Source organism: Bradyrhizobium sp. SZCCHNR2028 (genome assembly GCF_032380995.1).
GTDB lineage: Bacteria > Pseudomonadota > Alphaproteobacteria > Rhizobiales > Xanthobacteraceae > Bradyrhizobium.
On record NZ_JAUHJF010000009.1, the window covers coordinates 177,084 to 199,950 of the forward strand.

Genomic DNA, 22,867 nt, shown 5'->3' on the forward strand with positions numbered 1-22,867 from the left:
GGCCCGTTGCCGGAATGCACTTGCATGCGGCGGAGCAACTCGATTTCACGATATCAAACAGCCTGAGATACACTTTCGCCTTCTCTCGTCACGATCTGCCCGAGTGGTGCAAACAATCCGCCCCTTCGAATTTCGATGAGGGCGCAGGGAAGGCCGGACCTGCGCGACGGCTTTAACTGCTGCTTCGCTTTCTCCCTGGCGCATCGGGCTTCTGGCCACCACCCCCACGCGAAGCAGAGCCTCAACGAAAGTTGATATCAGCATCGGGATATCAGGACCGCGCGACTTGACCGTGCATGCCCTGCTGTTCGTCCGGTGGTCAAGACCACGCTGCAGCGAAACAGGCCCATCGCATCCCCGCCAACGATCCGTGACGCTCGCGAAGCGCCCCTCGTGCGGCGGCGGGACGAGCAGAAATGTGCAGGTGATTTGCCCGACAAGGCAGCGCTGGCCGCCTGCGATAAACTACCTCGACGGGCAATTTGCGCACGAGGGGCATTCCCGCGGGGCCAGGGTTATCGCGTCTGACGATCTGAGTTTTCGCCAGGCTGTCTCCACATCGTCATGCCAGGGCCCCGTCCCGGCCATGACGACGCGGAGAAAGCTGGTAGCAAGCAGATACTCTTGTGCAAGATGCTGACGTGGCTCGGCGGCCGGCGACGACTTTACCCTTCGTTGACCATGATGCAGACCGGCGATTGTCGCCTGCGAGACGGTAAGACGGCGTGCAATTAGTTTGGACAAGAGTGCCCTCCGTGACAACGAACACGCTGGCCCAGACAGTCCCATGACCGCGACGTCATCCGCAGCCACCCATCGGACGCGCAACCGTCGCACGCTGCTGGTCCTGCTGATCGCACTCGTGCTCTACAACGGTGCCTATCTCGTCAGTTGGTGGCTGTCGTCGCCGCAGCCGGCGTTCGGTGATTTCTTCGGCCTGTGGTCATTCGGCAAGTTCGCCGCGCTGTTTGGCGCCGACGTCTACGATCCGATCGCGCTCGCGCGCTATCAGCAGACGCTGGATCCCGCCCTCAGTGGCGGCGGATTTCCCTATCCTTATCCGCCGACGTTCCTGCTGGCGTTGATCCCGCTGGGGATGCTGGCGCTGCCTGCCGCCTATGTCTGCTGGATCTCGGTGACGTTCGCGCTGTATGGCCTGGCGACGCTGGGCCGCGACTGGCGCTCGCTGTCGGGCCTTGCGCTGCTCGCGGCGCCAACGACGCTCATCAACGCGATCACCGGCCAGAACGGCTTTCTCTCGGCGGCCTTGCTGATCGCCGGACTGCGCCTGCTCGCGAGCCATCCCATCATTGCCGGCGCCCTGCTCGGCCTGCTCGCCTACAAGCCGCAATTCGTGCTGCTGATGCCGGTCGTGCTGCTGGCGTCACGCAACTGGCGCGCCATCCTCTCGGCCATCGCCACGACCGTGATCGTCGCGGTCGTCACCAGCGCTGCGCTCGATCCGTGGATCTGGCTCGAATGGATCGTGACGTTTCCGAGCTATCAGGCGCAATTGCAGGCCAACCAGGTCAGCCTCGATCACATGATGCCGACGGTCATCGCTGGCTTGCACGCGCTCGGCGCGCCGCCGCCGATCGGCTACCTGGTTCAGCTCCTGTTGTCCTGCTCCATCGTCGTGATGGTCTGGGATGCCTGGCGACGCGGCATGACGGAGCAGGCGATCGCGCTGGTCGCGGTCGGCAGCGTCATCGCCACGCCCTACGCGATGATCTACGACATGCCGATGGTGGCGGCGGGGATTGCGATCCACTGGAAGGCGCGGAGCGACGCCGGCGAGCCGATCCCGCCGCTGGAGATCGGCCTCGTGATCGCGCTGGGAGCCTGCCTGCTCGCCATGATCGTGCACTCCGTGCCGCTCGCGGCGGCCATTCTGCTGGTCCTGCTGGCGTTGAGCATCGCCGGTGTGTTCGACCGCTCCAGCCGGCGCGCCCCTGCATTGAACATGACGCCGCCGGCGGCGGGCTGATTGCTCTCGGTGCAATTGACCGGATGACGATGCGTGATCGTCCGCGCTAAAGCAGCGGCAGAGATCCCGATCATCGAACCAGTCATGCCGCACACATCCTCCCTGCTCGCCTTCGCCCTCGTCTCGCTCGGCATGGTGCTGACACCAGGGCCGAACATGATCTATCTGATCTCGCGCTCGATCACGCAGGGCCACGCCGCCGGCCTGGTCTCGCTCGGCGGCGTTGCCGTCGGCTTTCTGGTCTACATGCTGGCGGCGGCGTTCGGCATCACGGCGCTGCTGTTTGCCGTGCCGTTCGCCTATGACGCGCTGCGCCTCGCCGGCGCTGCCTACCTGCTCTATCTGGCGTGGCAGGCGGTGAAGCCGGGCGGACGCTCGCCCTTCCAGGTGAGGACGCTCGCCATCGACAGCCCGCGCCGGCTGTTCCTGATGGGGCTCGTCACCAACCTGCTGAACCCGAAGATCGCGATGCTGTATCTGGCGCTGCTGCCGCAGTTCATCGATCCCGCTGTTGGCGGCGTGCTGACGCAGTCGGTGGTGCTCGGCGCGATCCAGATCGTGATCAGCGTCAGCGTCAACGCCATGATCGCCATGGCGGCGGGATCGATTGCCCTGTTCCTGGCGACACGGCCGAGTTGGGCGCTGGTGCAGCGCTATCTGATGGGCACGGTGCTCGCGGGACTTGCGGTGCGCATGGCGCTGGAGGCGCGGCGGGGGTGATTTGCATCGGCTCCCCCGCCTTGTCCGCCGAAGCCTCCCGGCAAAGGCGGACGAGAGCGGGAGAGGGGGCACCGCGCGTGCGGAAAGATCTCGGAAGTCATCGTCGGCAAAGAACGGCCGATGAGCTTCTCAGTCCAGCTTCGCCTCCATGCCGCGCTTCACGGCGGGGCGGGCCATCAGGGTATCGTACCAGCGCTCGACGTGGGGAAAGTCGGCCAGATCGACCTTGTGGCGCGGGTGGCGCCAGGCCCAGCCGAGGATGGCGAAGTCGGCGATCGAGAGCGCGCCGGCGACGAACTCTTGCTGCGCCAGCCGGCGGTCGAGCACGCCATAGAGCCGGACCGTCTCGGCCATGTAGCGCTTGAGGCCGTAGGCGCGGTCCTGCTCGTTGGTCAGCGCGATGAAATGGTGCACCTGGCCGGGCATCGGGCCGAAGCCGCCCATCTGCCACATCAGCCATTCATAGACCGGAATCCGCTCGGCGAGGGATCTCGGCAGGAACTGCCCGGTCTTCTCAGCCAGATAGAGCAGGATGGCGCCGGATTCGAACACGCTGACCGGCTTGCCGTCGGGGCCGTCCGGATCCACGATGGCGGGAATCTTGTTGTTGGGGCTGATCGCCAGGAACTCCGGCGCCATCTGGGCGCCCTTGGTGATGTCGACCGGAACGACGCGGTATCGCAGCCCCATCTCCTCCAGCGCGACCGAGATTTTGCGCCCGTTCGGGGTGTTCCAGGTGTACAGCTCGATCGTCATGCGGGGCATCCTTCCCAATCGTCCTTGCTTGGTCGCGGGCTCCCATTAGCTCGAAACTGCATCCGGCTTCAAACGTACCGTTGTTGATGGGACATCGTGGCGGCTGGTCTCCGCCGCCCGCCCCCGATAGATTGCGCCACCCAAGAATCCACCCTCAGGGGAAAACGCCGTGTCCAAATCCGCCTCCCGCGCCCGCCTCCTCGAGATCATCCGCAGGCGCTCGTTCGGCCGTGGCGAGGTCACGCTGGCCTCCGGCCGCAAGAGCGATTTCTATTTCAACCTGAAGCCGACCATGATGGACCCGGAGGGCGCCACCTTGCTCGCCGAGCTCACCTATGAGGCGCTGAAGGACGAGGGCTTCGATTATATCGGCGGCCTGGAGATGGGCGCGGTGCCGCTCGCCGGCGCGATCGCCCAGATCTCCTGGATCAAGGGCCATCCGATCGCGGCCTTCTTCGTCCGCAAGAAGCCGAAGGAGCATGGCGCCAGGCTCGCGATCGAGGGCCTAACCCGCGACGAGACCCTGGCCGGCAAGCGCATCGTCGTGGTCGAGGACGTCACCACCACCGGCGGCTCGGCGATGAAGGCCGTGGAAACCCTGCGCGAGGCCGGCGCCGAGGTGACGCTGGTGTTCACGATGGTCGACCGCGAGGAAGGCGCCGCCGAGACCTTCGCCCAGGCCGGCCTGCCGTTCCAGGCGCTCTTCAAGGCGCACGAATTCCTCTGAGGCGCTTGGCGCGCGGCGCAATTCGCCGCCCGCGCATACCGCTCATTTACCAACGCCCGTTAAGGTTACCGCAAAGCTGATGGCGCCATGCCTTGGGCAAGGCGCGTTCGATCGCACATGATCGAACGACGCGGGTTGCCGCGTCACGGCGTGGCTTTGCGGTGAAGATCCTGGCGATGGAGCGGGCGTTGCGTAGCGTGTTGTCGTTTCGGCGGAGGTCCCGCCACGTCGCTGTCGCGGCGACGGTCGGCCTCGTCGCGGCCGGCGCGCTGGCGCCGCGGATGGCGTCGGCCCAGGGCCTGTTCGACTTCCTGTTCGGCGGCTTCAACAAGCCGCAATCGCAGCGGCCGGCGGCGCAAGGCGGCCTCTTCGCCGATCCGTTCGGCACCAACCCGCAGGCCCCCGCCCAGCCGCGCGCCGCGAGCGGCGGATCGGGGGCAGCGTTCTGCGTGCGCACCTGCGACGGCCGCTATTTTCCGCTGGCGCGCGGCCTCGCCTCGCCGGCGCAGATGTGCCAGGCGTTCTGCCCGGCCAGTGCGACCAAGATCTATTTCGGCTCCAACATCGACTACGCCACGGCGGCGAACGGGGAACGCTATGCCGACAGCGAGAACGCGTTCGCCTATCGCCAGGCGCTGCGCGCCGACTGCACCTGCAACGGCCGCGATCCGGCCGGGCTGGCGCCGGTCGATCTGTCGCTCGACACCTCGCTGCGCCAGGGGGACGTCGTCGCCACGGCCGACGGGCTGGTGGCCTATTCCGGCGCGCGCGGCAGCGGCGGCCAGCCGGCCGACTTCAAGCCGGTCGCGTCCTATCCCGGGCTCAACTCAGACATGCGGGCCAAGCTGAGCGAGATGAAGGTCGCGCCGGTGCGCGCCGACATGGTCGGCGCAGACGCGCAGGCCATGGCTCTGCCGGCGGACGTCAATGTCGGCGCCGCACCGCCGCCCCTGAGCATCGCGCCAAAGCCCGCCGCAAGCCGGCTGAAGCAGGCGGATGTGAATTGAACACGCGCTGCGCCAAGGCGCAGCGCCGGCGTCGGTGCAGGCCGGCTCGGCACAGCGACCTCTGGAGCTTGAGCGCGCACTGTCCGCCGGGACTGACGGCCAGGGCTAGCGCGCGACGATCACGCCGATGACGTTCGGCGCTTCCAGATATTTCTCCTCGATCGCCGCGCGGGCGGCGGCGCGGTTGTCCGGCGTCAGCAGGCCGCGCTTCTCGGCCAGGATCATCCAGCAGAAGCCCCACCAATCGGTCAGCATGCCCTCGTCGTCGACCAGGTCATAGCCCTGCTCCGCGGCGAAGATGCGCGCTCGCGCCTCGTCGAGGCCATCGAGGAAGGTGTGGTCGGTGGCCGAGAACAGGTCGTCGGAAATGTCGTCGGTGGTGTAGCCCCAGACCGACATGCACACCGCGTTGAAAGCGCGGTCGATCTGGTCGTCGTCGACGGCCCGCCGCCGCGCCGTCTTGTGCAGCCGCGTCAGGCTGCGCGCGAAATCGGCAATGCGGGTCAGGGCCAGGGGATCGAAGGCGATATGGGACATGGGTGTCCTCGCGGGATGCACTGATGCCGGTTTGTCTGGGGCGGATCGAATCGCAATCAGGATAATCGATCGCCTGCTGAATTGTTCTTAATTTGTTCTTGCGAAAAAAGGAAGTGCTGATTTATCGTCGTCCCGGCCCCCGAGCCGGGACCCAGAGCCACCGCAGCAGCCCTTTGGTTTGCACGGACCGATGAGCACCCAGGCCGCATGGACGGTCTACATTCTTGCCAGCGGGCATCATGGCACGCTGTACATCGGCATCACCAATGATGTCAGAAGGCGCCTCGAAGACCACCGTGCCGGGCGAGGCGCCAAGTTCGTCAGCAGGTACAAGGTTTTTCGCCTGGTTCACGTCGAGAGCTTTCCAACTCCGATCGAGGCGATCGCTCGCGAGAAGCAGCTCAAGAACTGGCACCGCGACTGGAAGGTCGAGCTGATTGAAAGGGACAACCCCGATTGGAGTGACTTGTCGGGCCTCATCCTCGGCCGGTGAGTCTGGATCCCGGCTTTCGCCGGGATGACGATGTGGAGAGTCCTTTCAACATCACCGCATATGCAACCAGCCGCCAGCGTGTTCCGCCCCCGGAACTCCGGCCCCGTTTTTGCATCATTTTCCATCACCTAGCTGTGCGGACCAGCCTTTCCCCGGGTTTCGGACCGCGCGCAACCATCGTATGCTTTTACCGGTTCCTCGTAGCATCACAGGTTTCCAAGGTGACAGATCAGCCGTCCCAGCGCAGCTTCGTAAGCACCGGCCAGCCCGTCGACGAATTGGCGGTCGCGGAGATCAAGAGCGACATCCTGGCCAAGCTTCGCCTCGCCATCGGCAAGGAAGCGAGCCAGGCGACGCAGCAGGACTGGTACCACGCCGCGGCGCTGACCTTGCGCGACCGCATCGTGCATCGCTGGCTGACCGCCGACAAGGAGAGCTACGACGCCGGGCGCAAGCGCGTCTATTATCTCAGCCTCGAATTCCTGATCGGCCGCCTGTTCAGCGACGCGCTCAACAACATGGGCCTGATGAAGGTGTTCGAGACCGCGCTCGGCGATCTCGGCGTCGGCCTGATGGACCTGCGCAAATGCGAGCCGGACGCCGCGCTCGGCAATGGCGGCCTCGGCCGCCTCGCGGCCTGTTTCATGGAGAGCATGGCGACCTTGCAGATCCCGGCGATCGGCTACGGCATCCGCTATGATTTCGGCCTGTTCCGCCAGGTGATCGTCGACGGCTGGCAGCACGAATATCCCGACGTCTGGCTGTCGTTCGGCAATCCCTGGGAATTCCAGCGCCCAGAGGTGGTCTATCACGTCCATTTCGGCGGCGGCGTCGAGCATGTCGACGACAAGGGCCGCGACCGCGCGATCTGGCACCCCGGCGAGACCGTGCAGGCGGTCGCCTATGACACCCCGATCGTCGGCTGGCGCGGCCAGCATGTGAATGCGCTCAGGCTGTGGTCGGCCCGCTCGCCCGACCCGCTGAAGCTCGACGTCTTCAACTCCGGCGACTATCTCGGCGCCTCGGCAGAAGAAGCGCGCGCCGAGGCGATCTGCAAGTTCCTCTATCCGAACGACGAGAGCCCGGCAGGACGCGAGCTGCGGCTGCGCCAGGAATATTTCTTCGTCTCGGCTTCGCTGCAGGATCTCGTCAAGCGCCATCTCGGCTCCGACGGCCAGCTGCGCAGCCTGGCGCAGAAGGCCGCCGTGCAGCTCAACGACACGCATCCTTCGCTCGCCGTGGCCGAGCTGATGCGGATCCTGGTCGACCTGCACAATTTCCGCTGGGACGAGGCCTGGAAGATCACCATCGCGACCTTGTCCTACACCAACCACACGCTGCTGCCGGAGGCGCTCGAGACCTGGCCGGTCGAGCTGTTCGAGCGGCTGCTGCCGCGGCATCTCGAGATCATCTACCACATCAATGCGCAGCATCTCGCGCTCGCCGAGCAGCGCGCACCGGGTGACATCGACTACCGCGCCTCGGTGTCCCTGATCGACGAGAAGAGCGGCCGTCGCGTGCGCATGGGCCAGCTCGCCTTCGTCGGCTCGCACCGCATCAACGGCGTCTCGGCGATGCATTCCGACCTGATGAAGGAGACCGTGTTCCACGATCTCAACCATCTCTATCCCGGCCGCATCACCAACAAGACCAACGGCATCACCTTCCGCCGCTGGCTGACCCTGGCCAATCCCAAGCTGACGAACCTCTTGCGCGAGGCCTGCGGCGACGCCGTCGTCGACGATCCGACGCTGCTGTCGAGCCTCGAGAGCTACGTTGCCGACGCCAGCTTCCACCAGAAGTTCCGCGCGGTGAAGCATCACAACAAGGTGCTCCTGACGCGTCTGATCGTCGAGCGCATGAACGTGCGTCTCGATCCGGGCGCGCTGTTCGACGTGCAGATCAAGCGCATTCACGAATACAAGCGCCAGCTCTTGAACATCCTCGAAGCCGTCGCGCTATATCAGGACATGAAGGACGACCCGCAACGCGACTGGGTGCCGCGGGTGAAAATCTTTGCCGGCAAGGCGGCGGCGAGCTACCGCTACGCCAAGCTGATCATCAAGCTGATCAACGACGTCGCCGACACCGTCAACAACGATCCCGCGATCGGCGGCAAGCTGAAGGTCGTGTTCATGGCCGACTACAATGTCAGCCTGGCGGAAACGATCATTCCCGCGGCCGACCTGTCTGAGCAGATCTCGACCGCCGGCATGGAGGCGTCCGGCACCGGCAACATGAAGCTGGCGCTGAACGGCGCCCTTACCATCGGCACGCTGGACGGCGCCAATATCGAGATCCGCGACAATGTCGGCGCCGACAACATCGCGATCTTCGGCATGGAGGCCGACGAGGTCATGCTCCGCCGCAAGCAGGGGCTGGACGCGTCCGACGTGATCCACCGGTCACCGCGGCTGGCGCGCGCGATCGATGCGATCGCGACCGGCGCGTTCTCGCCGGACGAGCCCGGCCGGTTCGAGCCGATCGCGCATGCGCTGCGCCATCTCGACCACTATATGGTCTCGGCCGATTTCGATTCCTACTACGAGGCCCAGCGCGGCATCGATGCACGCTGGCAGACCGTGCCGGCCTGGACCCGCGCCTCGATCCTGAACGTCGCGCGCATGGCGTGGTTCTCCTCCGACCGCACCATCCGCGAATATGCCGACGACATCTGGAACGTGCCGGTCGGCCCGGTGATGGCGCCGGTGCAAGCGCAGCGGGCGTGAAGGGCCCTTCCCTCCCGCCTTCATCAATGACCCATGACGTCATTGCAAAGGCCTTCGATTGCTTTTCACCTGACGGCCATCATACGATGACCGTCGGGAGGAATGCATGACCGAACCGCCAGTTCACTTGTTCGACGAGGCGACCCGGGTCACTGCCGGCGACAGCCGCTGGCAGGGGCGGACCAGCCCGGATTACTGGGCTTTCGTCGGCCCGTTTGGCGGCGTCACGGCGGCGACCGTACTGCGCGCGTTGATCCAGCACCCGCAAATCCAGGGCGATCCGCTGGCGGTGACGGTGAACTATTGCGCGCCGATCGCGGAAGGGCCGTTCGATCTCGACGTGCGGCTGGTGAAGGCCAACCGCTCCTCGCAACATTGGTGCGTCGAGCTGAGCCAGGGTGATGCAGACGCGGCGACGCTCGCCACCGTCGTGTTCGCCGAGCGCCGGCCGTCCTGGTCGCATCAGCCGGCCACAAAGCCCGAGGCGCCGCCGTTCGACCAGGTCAAGCGTCATCCCGACACGAACATGTCCTGGACCAAGCAGTACGATTTCCGCTTCATCGAGGGCCGTCCGGCATTTGGCGCATCGTCGTCGGGTGAGCCGCACAGCAGCTATTCCCGGCTCTGGATCTCCGACCGCAAGCCGCGCAAGCTCGACTGCCTGTCGCTGCTGTCGATGTCGGACGCCTTCTTCGGCCGCGTCTTCCACGCCCGCGGCGAGCTGGTGCCGTTCGGCACGGTGTCGCTGACGACCTATTTACACGTCAGCCGGGACGAGCTCGCGGCCGAGGACATCACGCACGTGCTCGCAACGGCCGATGCCAAGATCTTCAACCGCAGCTATCAGGACCAGCATGGCGAGCTGTGGTCACCCTCCGGCCGCCTGCTCGCGACGACAACGCAGATCGCGTATTTCAAGGCGTGAAAGCCGGGACGCAAGCCAAGAAAACGGCGTCGTCCCGGCGTTCGCCGGGACGACAGCTGTGGGTATGGCTTGAGCTCGCGCCTCTCGTGCATTGAACGGGGCGGAGCGGGAAAATGTGGGGTCAGCCGCAACGCGACCGCCCCCTTTGACGTTTGCAGCCCTACTCCGCCGCCAGCTTCAGATCCGGCGCGGCGTTACGGACCTCGGCATCGACCTGGGCTTCGAACTTGGCAAAATTCTTCTGGAACATGCCGACCAGGGCGCGCGCAGTCTTGTCGAACTCGGCCTTGTCCTTCCAGGTGTTGACCGGGTCGAGGATCTCGGTCGGCACGCCCGGTAGCGCGGTCGGCACCGCGAAGCCGAAATATTTGTCGGTGCGGAACTCGACGTTGCGCAAGCTGCCGTCGAGCGCCGCCGTCAGCAGCGCACGCGTCACCTTGATCGGCATGCGCGAGCCCGTGCCGTACTTGCCGCCGGTCCAGCCGGTGTTGACCAGCCAGCAGTCAACATTGTGGTCGGCGATCAGCTGCCGCAGCATGTTGCCGTAGACGGACGGATCGAGCGGCAGGAACGGCGAGCCGAAGCAGGTCGAGAATTCCGGCTGCGGCTCGGAGCCCAAGCCGCGCTCGGTGCCCGCGACCTTGGCGGTGTAGCCGGACAGGAAGTGGTACATCGCCTGCGCCGGCGAGAGCTTTGCGATCGGCGGCAGCACGCCGAAGGCGTCGGCGGCGAGCATCACGACGTTCTTCGGATGCGGCGCGCGGCCGGTGCGCGAGGCGTTCGGGATGTAGTCGAGCGGATAGGCCGAGCGGGTGTTCTCGGTCTTGGAGCCGTCGTCGAAATCGGGAACGCGCGTATCCTCATCGAGCACGACGTTCTCGAGCACGGCGCCGAAGCGGGTCGACGCCGCGAAGATCTGCGGTTCGGCTTCCTTCGACAGCTTGATGCACTTCGCATAGCAGCCGCCCTCGAAGTTGAACACGCCGGACGGGCCCCAACCATGCTCGTCGTCGCCGATCAGGGTGCGGTTCGGATCGGCCGACAGCGTGGTCTTGCCGGTGCCGGACAGGCCGAAGAAGACCGCGGTGTCGCCCTTCGGCCCGACATTGGCCGAGCAGTGCATCGGCATCACGCCGCGCTCGGGCAGATAGTAGTTGAGCGTCGTGAACACGCTCTTCTTCATCTCGCCGGCATAATAAGACCCGCCGATCAGGACGATCTTGCGGGTGAAATCGATCGCGACGACGTTCTGCGAGCGCACGCCATGACGTTTCGGATCGGCACGGAAGCTCGGCATGTCGATGATGGTGAGCTCCGGCACGAAGGTGTCGAGCTCGATGGTCTCGGGGCGGATCAGAAGGGTGCGGATGAACAGCGAGTGCCAGGCGAGCTCGGTGAAGACGCGCGTCTTGATGCGGAACGTGGGATCGGCGCCGCCATAGAGGTCCTGCGCGTACAGGGTCTTGCCTTCGGCGTGCTTGATGAAGTCCTGGTGCAGCGCCTCGAACTGCTCGGGCGTGATCGCCTGGTTGCCCGCCCACCACATCTTTTCGGTGGAGGCGTCGCGCACCGTGAACTTGTCCTTCGGGCTGCGACCGGTGAACTCGCCAGTATCCGCGCACAGCGCCCCATCGGCCGACAGCACAGCCTCGCCCGCCGCCAGCGAATACTGATAGAGCTGAGGAGCGCCGAGATTCCAGTGCACCTGCTTGAGGTTCTTTAAGCCGAACTTGTCGGCACCGAAGGCGCCGTTGCGAATACCCGTCTCTTGCACGAAGATCCCTCCTGAGAGCCCGCATCTGTTGCGCGCAGTCGCGCGCGTTGCGCGGTGACCGTTGCCGTTACATCGCCTTATCGAAGCGCGGTCGCCGACCTAATACTGATCAACGCTGGTCTTGCCAAGACGATCCGGCCCAATTGGTTATTGGCACCCCGTGATGCACGTAGCTCATCTTTTGCCGCGTCATGCACATTCCAGCGGCAGCCGCCTGCGCTTCGCCGAGATGCTGCAACGCAACAGATATATCAGCGCGGTTGGATTTCATGAGAGGGACGGACGATACTCGAATCGATAGATTCGCGCCGGCAAGCGAAGACCAAGCATCCAGCAACGCCTGTCGCAGCGCCTCGCTGCAATCAATCACGGGACGCCGCCAGAGCCGACGGAATGTGTCGGTGATCAGCCGTGTCGTCGCCACGCGCGATCAGCCGGCTTCCACTCACGATTTTCTCGCGCTTGCAGGATCACGTGATTCGATTCTCCCAGCCGGGACGATGGTCCCAGCGTTGGTCCATGGCACTCAACGCCGCACGCGTTCACCCCAGCCGCGACGTCAACGAGCTGACTAGCGCCCACGCCGTGGAGTTCGCGCGGCGCTCACCCTCCGCTGGACAGGCAGCGTGCACATCGAGCATCACTACAAACTGCGCTCATGGGTGAACTTCACGGTCTTTCATCACGAGACGATGAGCGCAGCCATCAAAGGGCGCTCGAACTACACCTCACTTCGCGCGTGCCTCGTCAGCAAGCCTCACCAGCATCTTGCGCAATGCCCCGGGCGTGGTCACGCGCTCGGGAAACTCCAGCCGCAGCGTCCTGCCGTCGGCCATCAGATCCAATCCCTCCGGGTCACAGCCGCTACACCGCCACTCCGCGGCTTCGGCGCCGAGCAGCGTCGTCGCGTAGAGGGCGAGCGCCTCGCGATGATCTTCGTTCATGTGATCGACGGCGCCCTGCTCTGCCAGAATCAGTTCGTCAGCATCGGATATATCCGTGAGAAACTGCTCGGGCTTGAGATCGACGATGCGGCCGAATCCGGCGACGAGATGCGTGCCTGACGGGCGAATCACGAAGAACGAGAAGTCGGCGAAATCCGCGTAGTCCGCAGCAGACGGATGCGCATTGAGATACCGACGGCGCAGCATCTCGCGATTGTCGTCGCTGGCCTGCTCGGCTTTTCCCGACAGCATGATGCGCGAACCTTCGAGCGGATCGCCGGGCGCGCGTTCATCGAGCATCACCGACACGCGCGAATCGGCAAGTACATTCCTGGTGTGAACGGCTAATCGCGAGATCAGGATGATCGGAGCACCATCGGACGCGGTGGCGACATTGACCAGCGAGCAGTAGGGATCGCCCGAGCCAACCATCAAGGTTGCAAGTGCGCCCTGCCGGCTCCGGCGCAGCAGGGAATGCGTCACGCGGTTAGGGTTAAAGCTCGCAGACATCATCTTTCCCTCGTCCAAGCAGTTGCAATGAAGGCCTTTTTTCGGCTAAACGGACCACAAACTTGGGCGGGGCACAAACTTTGCCATGCTATTTGTGGAACTCGGTCACACTTCAGCCCAGCTTGCATTGCTCGTTGACCATGTTCGAAGCCCAGTTATGCGGCCCTTAGCTCGATTCTCGTGTCTCGGCTAACCAGACTCTGAAAGCAGGCTCATGCCCACAATCGCCTTGGTCGATGACGACCGCAACATTCTGACATCCGTCTCGATCGCGCTCGAGGCCGAAGGCTATCGCATCATGACCTATACCGATGGTGCATCGGCGCTCGACGGATTCCGGACCAGCCAACCCGACCTTGCCATCCTCGACATCAAGATGCCGCGCATGGACGGCATGGAGACGTTGCGGCGGCTGCGGCAGAAGTCCGACCTGCCCGTGATCTTCCTCACCTCCAAGGACGAGGAGATCGACGAGCTGTTCGGCCTGAAGATGGGTGCGGATGACTTCATCCGCAAACCGTTCTCGCAGCGCCTGCTGGTCGAGCGCGTCAAGGCCGTGCTGCGTCGCTCGCAGCCGAAGGATCCGACGGCGCTGCCGAAGGAGAACGACGCCAAGGCGCTCGATCGCGGCCTGCTGCGCATGGATCCGGAGCGTCACACCTGCACCTGGAAGAACGAGCCGGTCACGCTGACCGTCACCGAGTTCCTGATCCTGCAGGCGCTGGCGCAGCGTCCGGGCGTGGTCAAGAGCCGCAATGCGCTCATGGACGCGGCCTATGACGACCAAGTCTATGTCGACGACCGCACCATCGACAGCCACATCAAGCGGCTGCGCAAGAAGTTCAAGATGGTCGATGAGGAGTTCGAGATGATCGAGACCCTCTACGGCGTCGGCTATCGCTTCAAGGAAACCTGAAACGATAGCTCTGAAGCCCTGGCCCTGAAGCAAGGGACCTGAAGCATTGCCTTGCGCGACGTCATGCGAAATTGCGCGCTGACGTCGCGGTCTCGATTGGATAGGCTACGCCTCCTGCGCGTTTGTCCGAGCGCAGATGCCGGAACGGGGCCATTGTTGCGGCGAATTCGGGTGCGGCAAGTCGAGTTCTCACGGGAATTCGCCGCACGACCCCTACGAAATTCGGAATCGGAGCACTCACATTGCTCGATCGCACGCAGCTTGACCCAGCCGTGAATGCCCACGACGCCGCGGCGACGATCGCGTCCGAGGCGGCGGACGAGACCCCGCAGGTCTCCGGCTGGCAGCGTCCGCTGAGCTGGCTGCGCCGCGCCGGACAGTTCCTGTTCGCACTGTCGTTCTCGAGCCTCACCCGCCGCATCGTCTCGCTGAACATCGCCGGCCTGCTCGCACTGGTTGCAAGCATTCTGTACCTGTCGCAGTTCCGCGCCGGACTGATCGATGCCCGCGCGCAGAGCCTTCTGGTGCAGGCCGAGATCATCGCCGGCGCCATCGCCGCCTCGGCCACGGTGCAGACCAACACCATCACCATCGATCCCGAGCGCCTGCTCGATCTCAAGCCCGGCGAGAGCTACGGCGCGCCGGACGAATATTCGCCGCTCGACTTCCCGATCAATCCGGAACGCGTCGCGCCGGTGCTGCGCACGCTGATCTCGCCGACCAAGACCCGCGCACGCATCTATGACCCGAATGGCGGCCTGTTGCTCGATAGCCGCAATCTCGAGAACGTGCTGCGCTTCGACCTGCCACCGCCGTCGAGCGAGAAGCCCGGCTTCGTCGAGCGCGCGCTGATCTCGGTACGCACCTGGCTCAATCGCGGCGACCTGCCGCTGTACCGCGAATATGGCCCCGAGAACGGCAACGGCTACGAGGAAGTCGCCGACGCGCTGAAGGGCCAGAAGCGCAGCATGGTCCGGGTCAATTCGCGCGGCGAAGTCATCGTCTCGGTCGCGGTGTCGGTGCAGCGCTCGCGCACCATCCACGGCGCCTTGATGCTGTCGACGCAGGGCGACGACATCGATCAGATGGTCACCGCCGAGCGTCTCGCCATTCTGAAGGTCGGCGGTGTTGCCTCCGCGGTCATGATCGTGCTGTCGCTCTTGCTCGCCAGCACCATCGCCGGGCCGGTGCGCCGGCTCGCCGACAGTGCCGAGCGGGTCCGCCGCCGCATCAAGACCCGCGTCGAGATTCCCGATTTCACCCGCCGCCGCGACGAGATCGGCCATCTCTCCGGCGCGCTGCGCGACATGACGGACGCGCTCTACAACCGCATCGAGGCGATCGAGATGTTCGCCGCCGACGTCGCCCACGAACTCAAGAACCCGCTGACCTCGCTGCGCTCGGCGGTCGAGACCCTGCCGCTGGCGCGCAACGACAACAGCCGCGCCCGCCTGCTCGCCGTGATCGAGCACGACGTGAAGCGGCTCGACCGGCTGATCTCCGACATTTCCGACGCCAGCCGGCTCGATGCCGAGCTGCAGCGCCAGGACATGACTCTGGTCGATCTGCGCCGCCTCCTGAACACGCTGACCTCGGTCGCCAACGAGACCAAGCTCGGCACCGACGTCGCCGTCGAGGTCCGGTTCGAGGGCCGCGGCGCCAACGACACGTTCTCGGTGCCCGGTCATGATTCGCGGCTCGGCCAGGTGATCTCCAACCTGCTGTCGAATGCGCAGTCGTTCTCCGCCGCCGGCGGCAAGGTGCGCATCACCTGCCGGCGCGTGCGCTCGGAGATCGAGATCACGGTCGATGATGACGGTCCCGGCATTCGCGAGGACGCCCTGCAGCGCATCTTCGAGCGGTTCTATACCGACCGGCCGCACCAAGGCTTTGGCCAGAATTCCGGCCTGGGCCTATCGATCTCCAAGCAGATCATCGACGCCCATGGCGGGCGGATCTGGGCCGAGAACCGGCCCGGCCCTGTCGACGCCGACGGACATCCGACCTCGGCCGGGGCCCGCTTCATCGTCCGGCTGCCGGCGTCGTGACGAACGAAGCGGCGAGCATCCATGCGTCTGCCGTCCAGGTGGGGGAACTGGCCGTCCTGATCCGGGGTCCCTCCGGGTCCGGCAAATCCCGTCTCGCCTTCGATCTGATGCTCGCCGGACGCGCGGGACAGCTGCCGCCGACGGTTCTGGTGGGCGACGACCGTGTTCATCTCGCCACACGCGGCGGGGAAATGTGGGTAAGTCCCGCACCCGCTCTGGCCGGACTGATCGAGATCCGCGGCCTTGGAATCCGCGCCTGCGACCATGTGTCGGAGGCGAAACTGGGGCTGGTGGTCGACCTGATGGCCGAGGATGCCGCCCGCCTGCCGAACGCCGAATCGCTTCGCATTCATCTCAACGGTATCAAATTGCCACGCATACCGGTTGGGCCGGGTTTTCCACCCCTCCCTTTGGTTGTAGCGGAGCTTATTACCACTCCGACTTTCATGTTCCGGTAATCTTTCGGCCGATTGTGTGGAGCAAATTGGTAACCATATCAGCCCCACTATCGCGACCGATTAGACCGCCGCCAGCTCCCATTCTGTATGCCAGAATCCGGGAGGCTCATGAATATGCCCTCTTGCGCGGGGGCTCCGGATGGTCAAAGTGGCGCGTTCGTGCGGTGCACCCAAGGCGCCCGCGAGGAGTATCCGATGATTGGCCTGGTACTGGTGACCCATGGGCGCCTCGCCGACGAGTTCAAGGCGGCGCTGGAACACGTCATGGGCCCTCAAAAACAAATCGAAGCAGTCACGATTGGCGCCGACGATGATTCCGATCTCTGTCGCAGCGACATCATCGAAGCCGTGAACCGCGTCGACACCGGCGACGGTGTCGCCATTCTCACCGACATGTTCGGCGGCACGCCTTCGAACCTCGCCATCTCCTGCATGAGCCGGCCCAAGGTCGAGGTGCTCGCGGGCATCAACCTGCCCATGCTGGTGAAGCTCGCCAAGGTGCGCGAGGAGCGCTCGCTGCCCGACGCCATCGCCATGGCGCAGGAGGCAGGACGCAAATACGTCACCATCGCCAGCCGCGTGCTCGCCGGCAAATGAGCGACGAGGACGCCCCGCAGGACAACGTCGCCGGCCCGGCGGTCCCTGCCGGAGCCCTCTCGCGAGAGCTGCTGATCACCAACAAGCGCGGCCTGCACGCGCGGGCCTCGGCGAAATTCGTGCAGATGGTCGAAAAGTTCCAGGCCGAGGTCTGGGTGACGCGCGGCGGCGAGACCGTCGGCGGCCGCTCGATCATGGGCCTGATGATGCTGGCGGCGGCGCCGGGAACCAAGATTCTGGTCTCCGCCACCGGGCCCGAGGCGGAGGCCGCGCTGCAGGCGATCACCGACCTGGTGAACGACAAGTTCCACGAAGAAGGCGTGTGAGGGACTCCCGAACCTCGCTTTGCCTGCAGCAATGGGCATTCTACCCGATGTGCGCCTATCCTCGCATAGCGACGCGGTAAGGATGGCATGTCCAATAGCGCTATTCGGCTGAGCGAGGCAGACCTGCGAGCCGTGGCTGAATACGCAGCCCTCTCTGCACTTCCCGCGCTGGCGATCTTCGAATGCGACCGACCGGATGATCTTCGTGCACGAGCCGCAATACAGGCCGCCCGAAGCTTTGCGAGCGGTGGGAATCGGAGCAAATCCCTACGGGATAGCGCGTGGGCGGCGCAGCGGGCGGCAATCGAGGCCCGCGATGAGGGGTTGCGCGCGGCCTATGAGGCCGCTCGCGCTGCCCTCGCCGCGGCGGGCGCGGGCTTCCTTCATCCCCTCCCGAACCCTTCCCAGGTCAAGCACATCCTCGGAGCTGCCGGCCACGCGGCGCGAGCTTTCGAAATCTCAGCCGGAGACGTTCCCGCCGTCGGCGCTGACTACCTCGCGCGATCACGGCTTCTTGCTTCTCAAGCGGTCGTGGACGTCCTCAGACGTTATCCTTGTCCACCGCCCGGCGGAGGCCGGGTCGGAGAGCTGATCCGCCAGCTCGATACCCTGCTCCGGTGATCGGGAGGCCTCGCGCGCAGGAGCGCTTGGCCGGGACGGCAGCGGAGCTATCTCCCCGGTCCCTGAATATACACCCTCCAAACGATTGCAGGACCCGCCTGGCCGTGGAAGAAGCGCTGGGTGGTCATCACCAGCGGCTCGGCCTTCGGCGCCTCCTTGGCCATCCAGGCCTCGCAGGCCGCGATCCGGTTGTCGGTGGTGTCGCAGATGCCGATGAATCCCTCGCGCTTGAGGTCCTCCAGCGTGCTCAGGCCGGAACTCCAGGTCTCCTCCGCCGTGGTGGGCACCGTGAACGGCCGCGGGTGGTCCGGGCTATAGAAGGTCATCGGCGTGTTCATCTCGGAAAAGCCGGCCACGAGGGGCCAGGGCGAGCCGAACCGGGCGTGCCAGGCCTTGGTCAGCTCCCGCGCCAGCTCCGAACGGGCGCCATAGCCGGTGGCGCCGTTCGGATTGGCGGCCATCTCGCGCCGGGCAATCCAGGGCGAGGCGACCAGCGTCAGCAGCGACAGCACCAGCCAGACAGCGGCGAGCCGCGGCACCATGACCCGCCGCAGCCGCAGCGCGGGGATCGCGACCAGCGCCAGCGGCACCAGGAAGAACAGCGAGATGCCCCAATCGGTCTTCATGTAGATCGTGAAAGCGAGCCCGCCGAGCGGCGGCCCGACGGCGACGATCGCCTGCACCAGCCAGACATTGATCGCCTGGCTCACATTCACGCCGGGATTGGGACCGCCGCGCCAGTTGTGAAACGCAAAGCGCGGCGGCCAGGCCAACACGAGGGCCGCCAACACGACCGGCAAAGCGAGCAGCGCGAGATTGTGGCCGACATAGCCGAGCACGAGCTCGGCGGCCCGGCCGCGGTCCGACAGCGTATAGACATCCCCGGCATAGGTGATGGCGACGAAATCGACCCGCCACAGCCACACCAGATGCGGGATCATCGCCACCAGCATGGTGACGATCGCGACCCACGGCGCGGGCGACGCCAGGAAGCGCAACCGTTCCGGGTGCAGCAGTGCCGCAAGGCCGATGGCGCCGATCATGGTCAGCACCCAGTATTTGGTCATCAGCGCCGCCGCGCCGGCGAGGCCGAGCCACAGGCCGGAGGCGGCGCTGCGCTTTTCGAACGCGTTGAGATAGGCCAGCACCAACAGCGGCAGGGTCAGCAGCTGGACCAGGTCGGCGTTGTACTTGAAGCCCTTGAAATTGAAGATCGGGTACAGCGCGACCATCACCACGACGAAGAAGGCGCGACGGCGGTCGACCACCTTGAGGCTCGCGAGCCAGACGATCACGAGGCCGCTGCCATTCACGGCCATCGCCAACGCATAGGTCGCCCAGTCCTTGATCGGAAACACTGCGAACCACAGCCCGGCGATCCAGCCCGACAGCGGCGGATGCTTGCCGTAGCCGAGCAGGAAGCGGCTGCCCCAGGCATAGGCCTCGGCGACGTCCATGTGGACGTCCTGCGCTGCCTTCAGATTGGTGAGGATCGCCGTCCACAGCACCGCGTGGACCACCGCGAAGCCGATGACGACCCAGATCGACGTTGCCGGCGCCGTGGCGCGCGCCACCAGCCAGGCGGCGATCCGCCGCGGTCCGAAACGGCCGCGCATGCGCGCCGCGAGAGGCGGGAGAGAGGTACTCGACATCCGCCCTCGGTAGCCTGTTTTCAGCGCCCGGGGAATCAGCTTGCCGTGAAGAAAGGCCCTGGAAATTCAGCAATATGGTTGCTGGTTGGGGGCTCGGGGTGCTATCTGCGCGACCCATGACGACCGTCCCCATTCCCAACATCCGTAACTTCTCCATCGTCGCCCATATCGACCATGGAAAGTCCACCTTGGCCGATCGCCTGATCCAGATGACGGGCGGGCTGTCGGACCGCGAGATGGCGGGCAAGGAGCAGGTGCTCGATTCGATGGACATCGAGCGCGAGCGCGGCATCACCATCAAGGCGCAGACCGTGCGCCTGCGCTACCGCGCCAAGGACGGCAAGGATTACATCTTCAACCTGATGGACACGCCCGGCCACGTCGACTTCGCCTACGAAGTCTCCCGGTCGCTGGCGGCGTGCGAGGGCTCGCTGCTGGTGGTCGACGCTAGCCAGGGCGTCGAGGCGCAGACGCTCGCCAACGTCTACCAGGCGCTCGACAACAACCACGAGATCGTCCCGGTCCTCAACAAGATCGACCTGCCGGCGGCGGAGCCCGAGAAGATCAAGCAGCAGATCGAGGACGTCATCGGCATCGATGCCTCCGATGCCGTGATGATCTCGGCCAAGACCGGCCTCGGCATTCCCGACGTGCTGGAGGCGATCGTCACCCGGCTGCCGCCGCCGAAGGGCGATCGCGACGCCACCCTGAAGGCGCTGCTGGTCGACAGCTGGTACGACGTCTATCTCGGCGTCGTCGTGCTGGTGCGCATCGTCGACGGCGTGATGAAGAAGGGCCAGCGCATCCGGATGATGGGCACGGGTGCGGCCTATGACGTCGAGCGCGTCGGCTTCTTCACGCCGAAGATGACCCAGGTCGACGAACTCGGCCCCGGCGAGGTCGGCTTCATCACCGCCGCGATCAAGGAAGTGGCGGACACCCGCGTCGGCGACACCATCACCGACGACCGCAAGCCGGTGACGGAGATGTTGCCGGGCTTCAAGCCGGCGATCCCTGTGGTGTTCTGCGGCCTGTTCCCGGTCGATGCCGATGATTTCGAGACCCTTCGCGCCGCGATGGGCAAGCTCCGCCTCAACGACGCCAGCTTCTCCTTCGAGATGGAAACGTCGGCCGCGCTCGGCTTCGGCTTCCGCTGCGGCTTCCTCGGCCTGTTGCACCTCGAGATCATCCAGGAGCGCCTCTCCCGCGAGTTCGATCTCAACCTGATCGCGACCGCGCCAAGCGTCATCTACAAGATGAAGCTGACCGACGGCGAGGAGATCGAGATCCACAACCCGGTCGACATGCCCGACGTGGTCAAGATCGCCGAGATCCAGGAGCCGTGGATCGAGGCCACCATCCTGACGCCTGACGAATATCTCGGCAGCGTGCTCAAGCTCTGCCAGGACCGCCGCGGCAATCAGAAGGAGCTCACTTACGTGGGCAGCCGCGCCATGGTCAAATACGACCTGCCGCTCAACGAGGTGGTGTTCGACTTCTACGACCGGCTGAAATCGGTCTCCAAGGGCTACGCCTCGTTCGACTATCACCTGACCGACTACAAGCCGGCCGACCTCGTCAAGATGCAGATCCTCGTCAACAACGAGCCGGTCGATGCGCTGTCGATGCTGGTGCACCGGACCCGCGCCGAAGGCCGGGGACGCGCCATGGTCGAGAAGATGAAGGACCTGATCCCGCCGCACATGTTCCAGATCCCGATCCAGGCGGCGATCGGCGGCAAGGTGATCGCGCGCGAGACCGTGCGCGCGCTGCGCAAGGACGTCACCGCGAAGTGCTACGGCGGCGACATCACGCGCAAGCGCAAGCTTCTGGAGAAGCAGAAGGAAGGCAAGAAGAAGATGCGGCAGTTCGGCAAGGTCGACATCCCGCAGGAAGCCTTCATCGCCGCGCTCAAGGTGGATAGCTGAGGCAGTGTGGTGTCCCGACACAACCGGCGTGCTACCTTAGATAAGTCCGTCGTTAGAGATCGGGAGACCAATAATGAGTTTATTGAGGGATATTCAAGGATCATTAGTCGAAGGAAAGCCGTTAGGTCCAATTCTGCTTAAGCTGCGTCTTCTAGCATCACGTTTAGGTAGCGAGACTCTTGAGGAATGGGTCAAACACGAGTCTGAGGGCTACCCTTCCGATATTGATTTACCGGACTACAGAAAGATCCCGATAGCTTACAAAGCCACCTTTACAGGTCCGTTTGGGAGCGGAATGCAGAATGCTCCCATACCTCCGTACTTAATTGAGAAATTTGCGGGCGCCAGCTGGAATTTCAGCCACATGCGCCAAAGCATCGCAGGCATCGATAAACTTGTAGGTGCAGAGCAAGACCCAGGACAGACTCTGCATATCAATGCGTCAAACCTGATCCTTCTGCTACAAGGTAACGTATACGAAGATTATGCCTGCAACAGCGTAACCGGCATAATATCGGCCGGGGCTCTGGTAGAAATACAGAACGTTGTTCGAGCCAAGATTCTCGAACTGACTATCCAGTTGGAAAAGTCAGTTCCTGATGCGGTCGAGATTGGCTTGGGTATCTCGCCGACAAATCAATTCAGCAAGGATCATGATCGAGTGACACAGATTACGCACCAGGTAATCAACGGCAATGTAACATCAATTTCGAACACTGGGGACAACGCTCTATTCTCTTTCAACAATTCAGCAGGCGACCGAGATGCTTTCGTAAACACGTTGACAAAGGCAGGCATAGCGAAATCGGACGCGCAAGAACTAGCCACGGTTATTGCTTCCGAGAAGCCAGATAGCAAAGCTGAGCCGTTTGGGCCTAGGGCCAAGGGGTGGATCGTGAAGAACATTGGCAAAGCTGCCGACGGAACCTGGAAAGCAGGAATGGCTGTTGCTACTAATGTGCTGACCGAAGCGGCATTGCGGTACTACGGACTGAAGTGAGCTCTTGAGCGGCTTGTTGATTTTGGGCAACGAGATCAGACGCGCCCTTCTCCAACATTCGCCATCGAGCGGATCGGCGGTCGGAGACGCATTCGCGCCAGCCGACTGCTCTGACGGACTGCCGCCCTGCCCGGCGCAGCCCGACAACATCAATCCCAGGAGCGCCACGACAGCGCGCGGTGGCACTCGCCCTTGGCGCGAGCCCGATATAA

At 64.4% G+C, this 22,867-nt stretch carries 20 protein-coding genes; 15 read left to right on the forward strand and 5 right to left on the reverse strand.

Features of this window, described 5'->3' with window-relative positions; genetic code table 11:
- The first annotated feature begins 787 nt into the window (after window positions 1–787).
- A complete protein-coding gene (locus QX121_RS17030; protein ID WP_315812555.1) occupies window positions 788–1,987 on the forward strand; it encodes a glycosyltransferase family 87 protein in 1,200 nt (399 codons plus the stop codon).
- Window positions 1,988–2,071: 84 nt separating this feature from the next.
- Entirely contained in the window at window positions 2,072–2,707 is a 636-nt protein-coding gene (locus tag QX121_RS17035) for a LysE family translocator (RefSeq protein WP_315783931.1), read from the forward strand.
- 129 nt (window positions 2,708–2,836) lie between these two features.
- On the opposite strand, the gene QX121_RS17040 is transcribed toward QX121_RS17035, so the two are convergent.
- On the reverse strand, window positions 2,837–3,463 hold the full coding sequence (locus QX121_RS17040; protein ID WP_315753834.1) for a glutathione S-transferase family protein: 627 nt from the start codon (window positions 3,461–3,463) through the stop codon (window positions 2,837–2,839).
- Between the two features lie 169 nt (window positions 3,464–3,632).
- On the opposite strand from QX121_RS17040, the gene pyrE reads away from it, so the two are divergent.
- Both pyrE and QX121_RS17050 read left to right on the forward strand, forming a co-directional pair.
- Entirely contained in the window at window positions 3,633–4,190 is a 558-nt protein-coding gene (pyrE, locus tag QX121_RS17045; protein ID WP_315734978.1) for an orotate phosphoribosyltransferase, read from the forward strand.
- Window positions 4,191–4,378: 188 nt separating this feature from the next.
- Window positions 4,379–5,197, forward strand: coding sequence for a DUF2865 domain-containing protein (locus QX121_RS17050; protein WP_315812581.1), 819 nt, complete (start codon window positions 4,379–4,381; stop codon window positions 5,195–5,197).
- Window positions 5,198–5,302: 105 nt separating this feature from the next.
- Here the strand turns inward: QX121_RS17050 and QX121_RS17055 are convergent, their stop codons facing one another.
- Window positions 5,303–5,734 (reverse strand): hypothetical protein, encoded by a 432-nt coding sequence (locus tag QX121_RS17055; RefSeq protein WP_315753838.1) that lies wholly within the window; start codon window positions 5,732–5,734, stop codon window positions 5,303–5,305.
- 190 nt (window positions 5,735–5,924) lie between these two features.
- Between QX121_RS17055 and QX121_RS17060 the strand changes: the two genes are divergently transcribed.
- From QX121_RS17060 to QX121_RS17070, 3 genes are all read left to right on the forward strand, one after another.
- Complete coding sequence (locus tag QX121_RS17060) at window positions 5,925–6,227, forward strand: GIY-YIG nuclease family protein (RefSeq protein WP_315812556.1); 303 nt, start codon at window positions 5,925–5,927, stop codon at window positions 6,225–6,227.
- Between the two features lie 221 nt (window positions 6,228–6,448).
- Window positions 6,449–8,956: a glycogen/starch/alpha-glucan phosphorylase gene (locus QX121_RS17065; RefSeq protein ID WP_315812557.1), complete on the forward strand. Its 2,508-nt coding sequence runs from the start codon at window positions 6,449–6,451 to the stop codon at window positions 8,954–8,956.
- Between the two features lie 106 nt (window positions 8,957–9,062).
- Entirely contained in the window at window positions 9,063–9,881 is an 819-nt protein-coding gene (locus QX121_RS17070) for a thioesterase family protein (RefSeq protein WP_315812558.1), read from the forward strand.
- A gap of 160 nt (window positions 9,882–10,041) precedes the next feature.
- Here QX121_RS17070 and QX121_RS17075 read toward each other — a convergent pair whose 3' ends face one another.
- Both QX121_RS17075 and QX121_RS17080 read right to left on the reverse strand, forming a co-directional pair.
- Window positions 10,042–11,655 (reverse strand): phosphoenolpyruvate carboxykinase, encoded by a 1,614-nt coding sequence (locus tag QX121_RS17075; protein WP_315734988.1) that lies wholly within the window; start codon window positions 11,653–11,655, stop codon window positions 10,042–10,044.
- A gap of 728 nt (window positions 11,656–12,383) precedes the next feature.
- A complete protein-coding gene (locus QX121_RS17080) occupies window positions 12,384–13,109 on the reverse strand; it encodes a HugZ family protein (RefSeq protein ID WP_315812582.1) in 726 nt (241 codons plus the stop codon).
- Between the two features lie 214 nt (window positions 13,110–13,323).
- Here QX121_RS17080 and QX121_RS17085 point away from each other — a divergent pair, with 214 nt between their 5' ends.
- From QX121_RS17085 to QX121_RS31650, 6 genes are all read left to right on the forward strand, one after another.
- Window positions 13,324–14,025, forward strand: coding sequence for a response regulator transcription factor (locus tag QX121_RS17085; RefSeq protein WP_006611449.1), 702 nt, complete (start codon window positions 13,324–13,326; stop codon window positions 14,023–14,025).
- A gap of 242 nt (window positions 14,026–14,267) precedes the next feature.
- Window positions 14,268–16,073, forward strand: coding sequence for a sensor histidine kinase (locus QX121_RS17090; RefSeq protein WP_315734990.1), 1,806 nt, complete (start codon window positions 14,268–14,270; stop codon window positions 16,071–16,073).
- The gene (locus tag QX121_RS17095) at window positions 16,070–16,531 is read left to right on the forward strand and encodes an HPr kinase/phosphatase C-terminal domain-containing protein (RefSeq protein ID WP_315734992.1); all 462 of its coding nucleotides are present in this window, start codon (window positions 16,070–16,072) and stop codon (window positions 16,529–16,531) included. The genes QX121_RS17090 and QX121_RS17095 overlap by 4 nt, the downstream gene beginning before the upstream one ends.
- Window positions 16,532–16,726: 195 nt before the next feature.
- Window positions 16,727–17,128 carry a PTS sugar transporter subunit IIA gene (locus QX121_RS17100; RefSeq protein WP_315734995.1) on the forward strand — a complete coding sequence of 134 codons (402 nt, stop codon included), beginning with the start codon at window positions 16,727–16,729 and terminating at the stop codon, window positions 17,126–17,128.
- Window positions 17,125–17,454 carry an HPr family phosphocarrier protein gene (locus QX121_RS17105; RefSeq protein WP_315734997.1) on the forward strand — a complete coding sequence of 110 codons (330 nt, stop codon included), beginning with the start codon at window positions 17,125–17,127 and terminating at the stop codon, window positions 17,452–17,454. Before QX121_RS17100 ends, QX121_RS17105 begins: the two co-directional genes overlap by 4 nt.
- 87 nt (window positions 17,455–17,541) lie before the next feature.
- A complete protein-coding gene (locus QX121_RS31650; RefSeq protein WP_409999345.1) occupies window positions 17,542–18,075 on the forward strand; it encodes a putative immunity protein in 534 nt (177 codons plus the stop codon).
- Between the two features lie 47 nt (window positions 18,076–18,122).
- Here QX121_RS31650 and QX121_RS17110 read toward each other — a convergent pair whose 3' ends face one another.
- On the reverse strand, window positions 18,123–19,727 hold the full coding sequence (locus QX121_RS17110) for a glycosyltransferase family 39 protein (RefSeq protein WP_315812559.1): 1,605 nt from the start codon (window positions 19,725–19,727) through the stop codon (window positions 18,123–18,125).
- Window positions 19,728–19,843: 116 nt separating this feature from the next.
- Between QX121_RS17110 and lepA the strand changes: the two genes are divergently transcribed.
- Together lepA and QX121_RS17120 are read left to right on the forward strand one after the other, a co-directional pair.
- Window positions 19,844–21,655: a translation elongation factor 4 gene (lepA, locus tag QX121_RS17115; RefSeq protein ID WP_315775624.1), complete on the forward strand. Its 1,812-nt coding sequence runs from the start codon at window positions 19,844–19,846 to the stop codon at window positions 21,653–21,655.
- A gap of 73 nt (window positions 21,656–21,728) precedes the next feature.
- Entirely contained in the window at window positions 21,729–22,655 is a 927-nt protein-coding gene (locus QX121_RS17120; RefSeq protein ID WP_315812560.1) for a hypothetical protein, read from the forward strand.
- The last annotated feature ends 212 nt before the right edge of the window (window positions 22,656–22,867 follow it).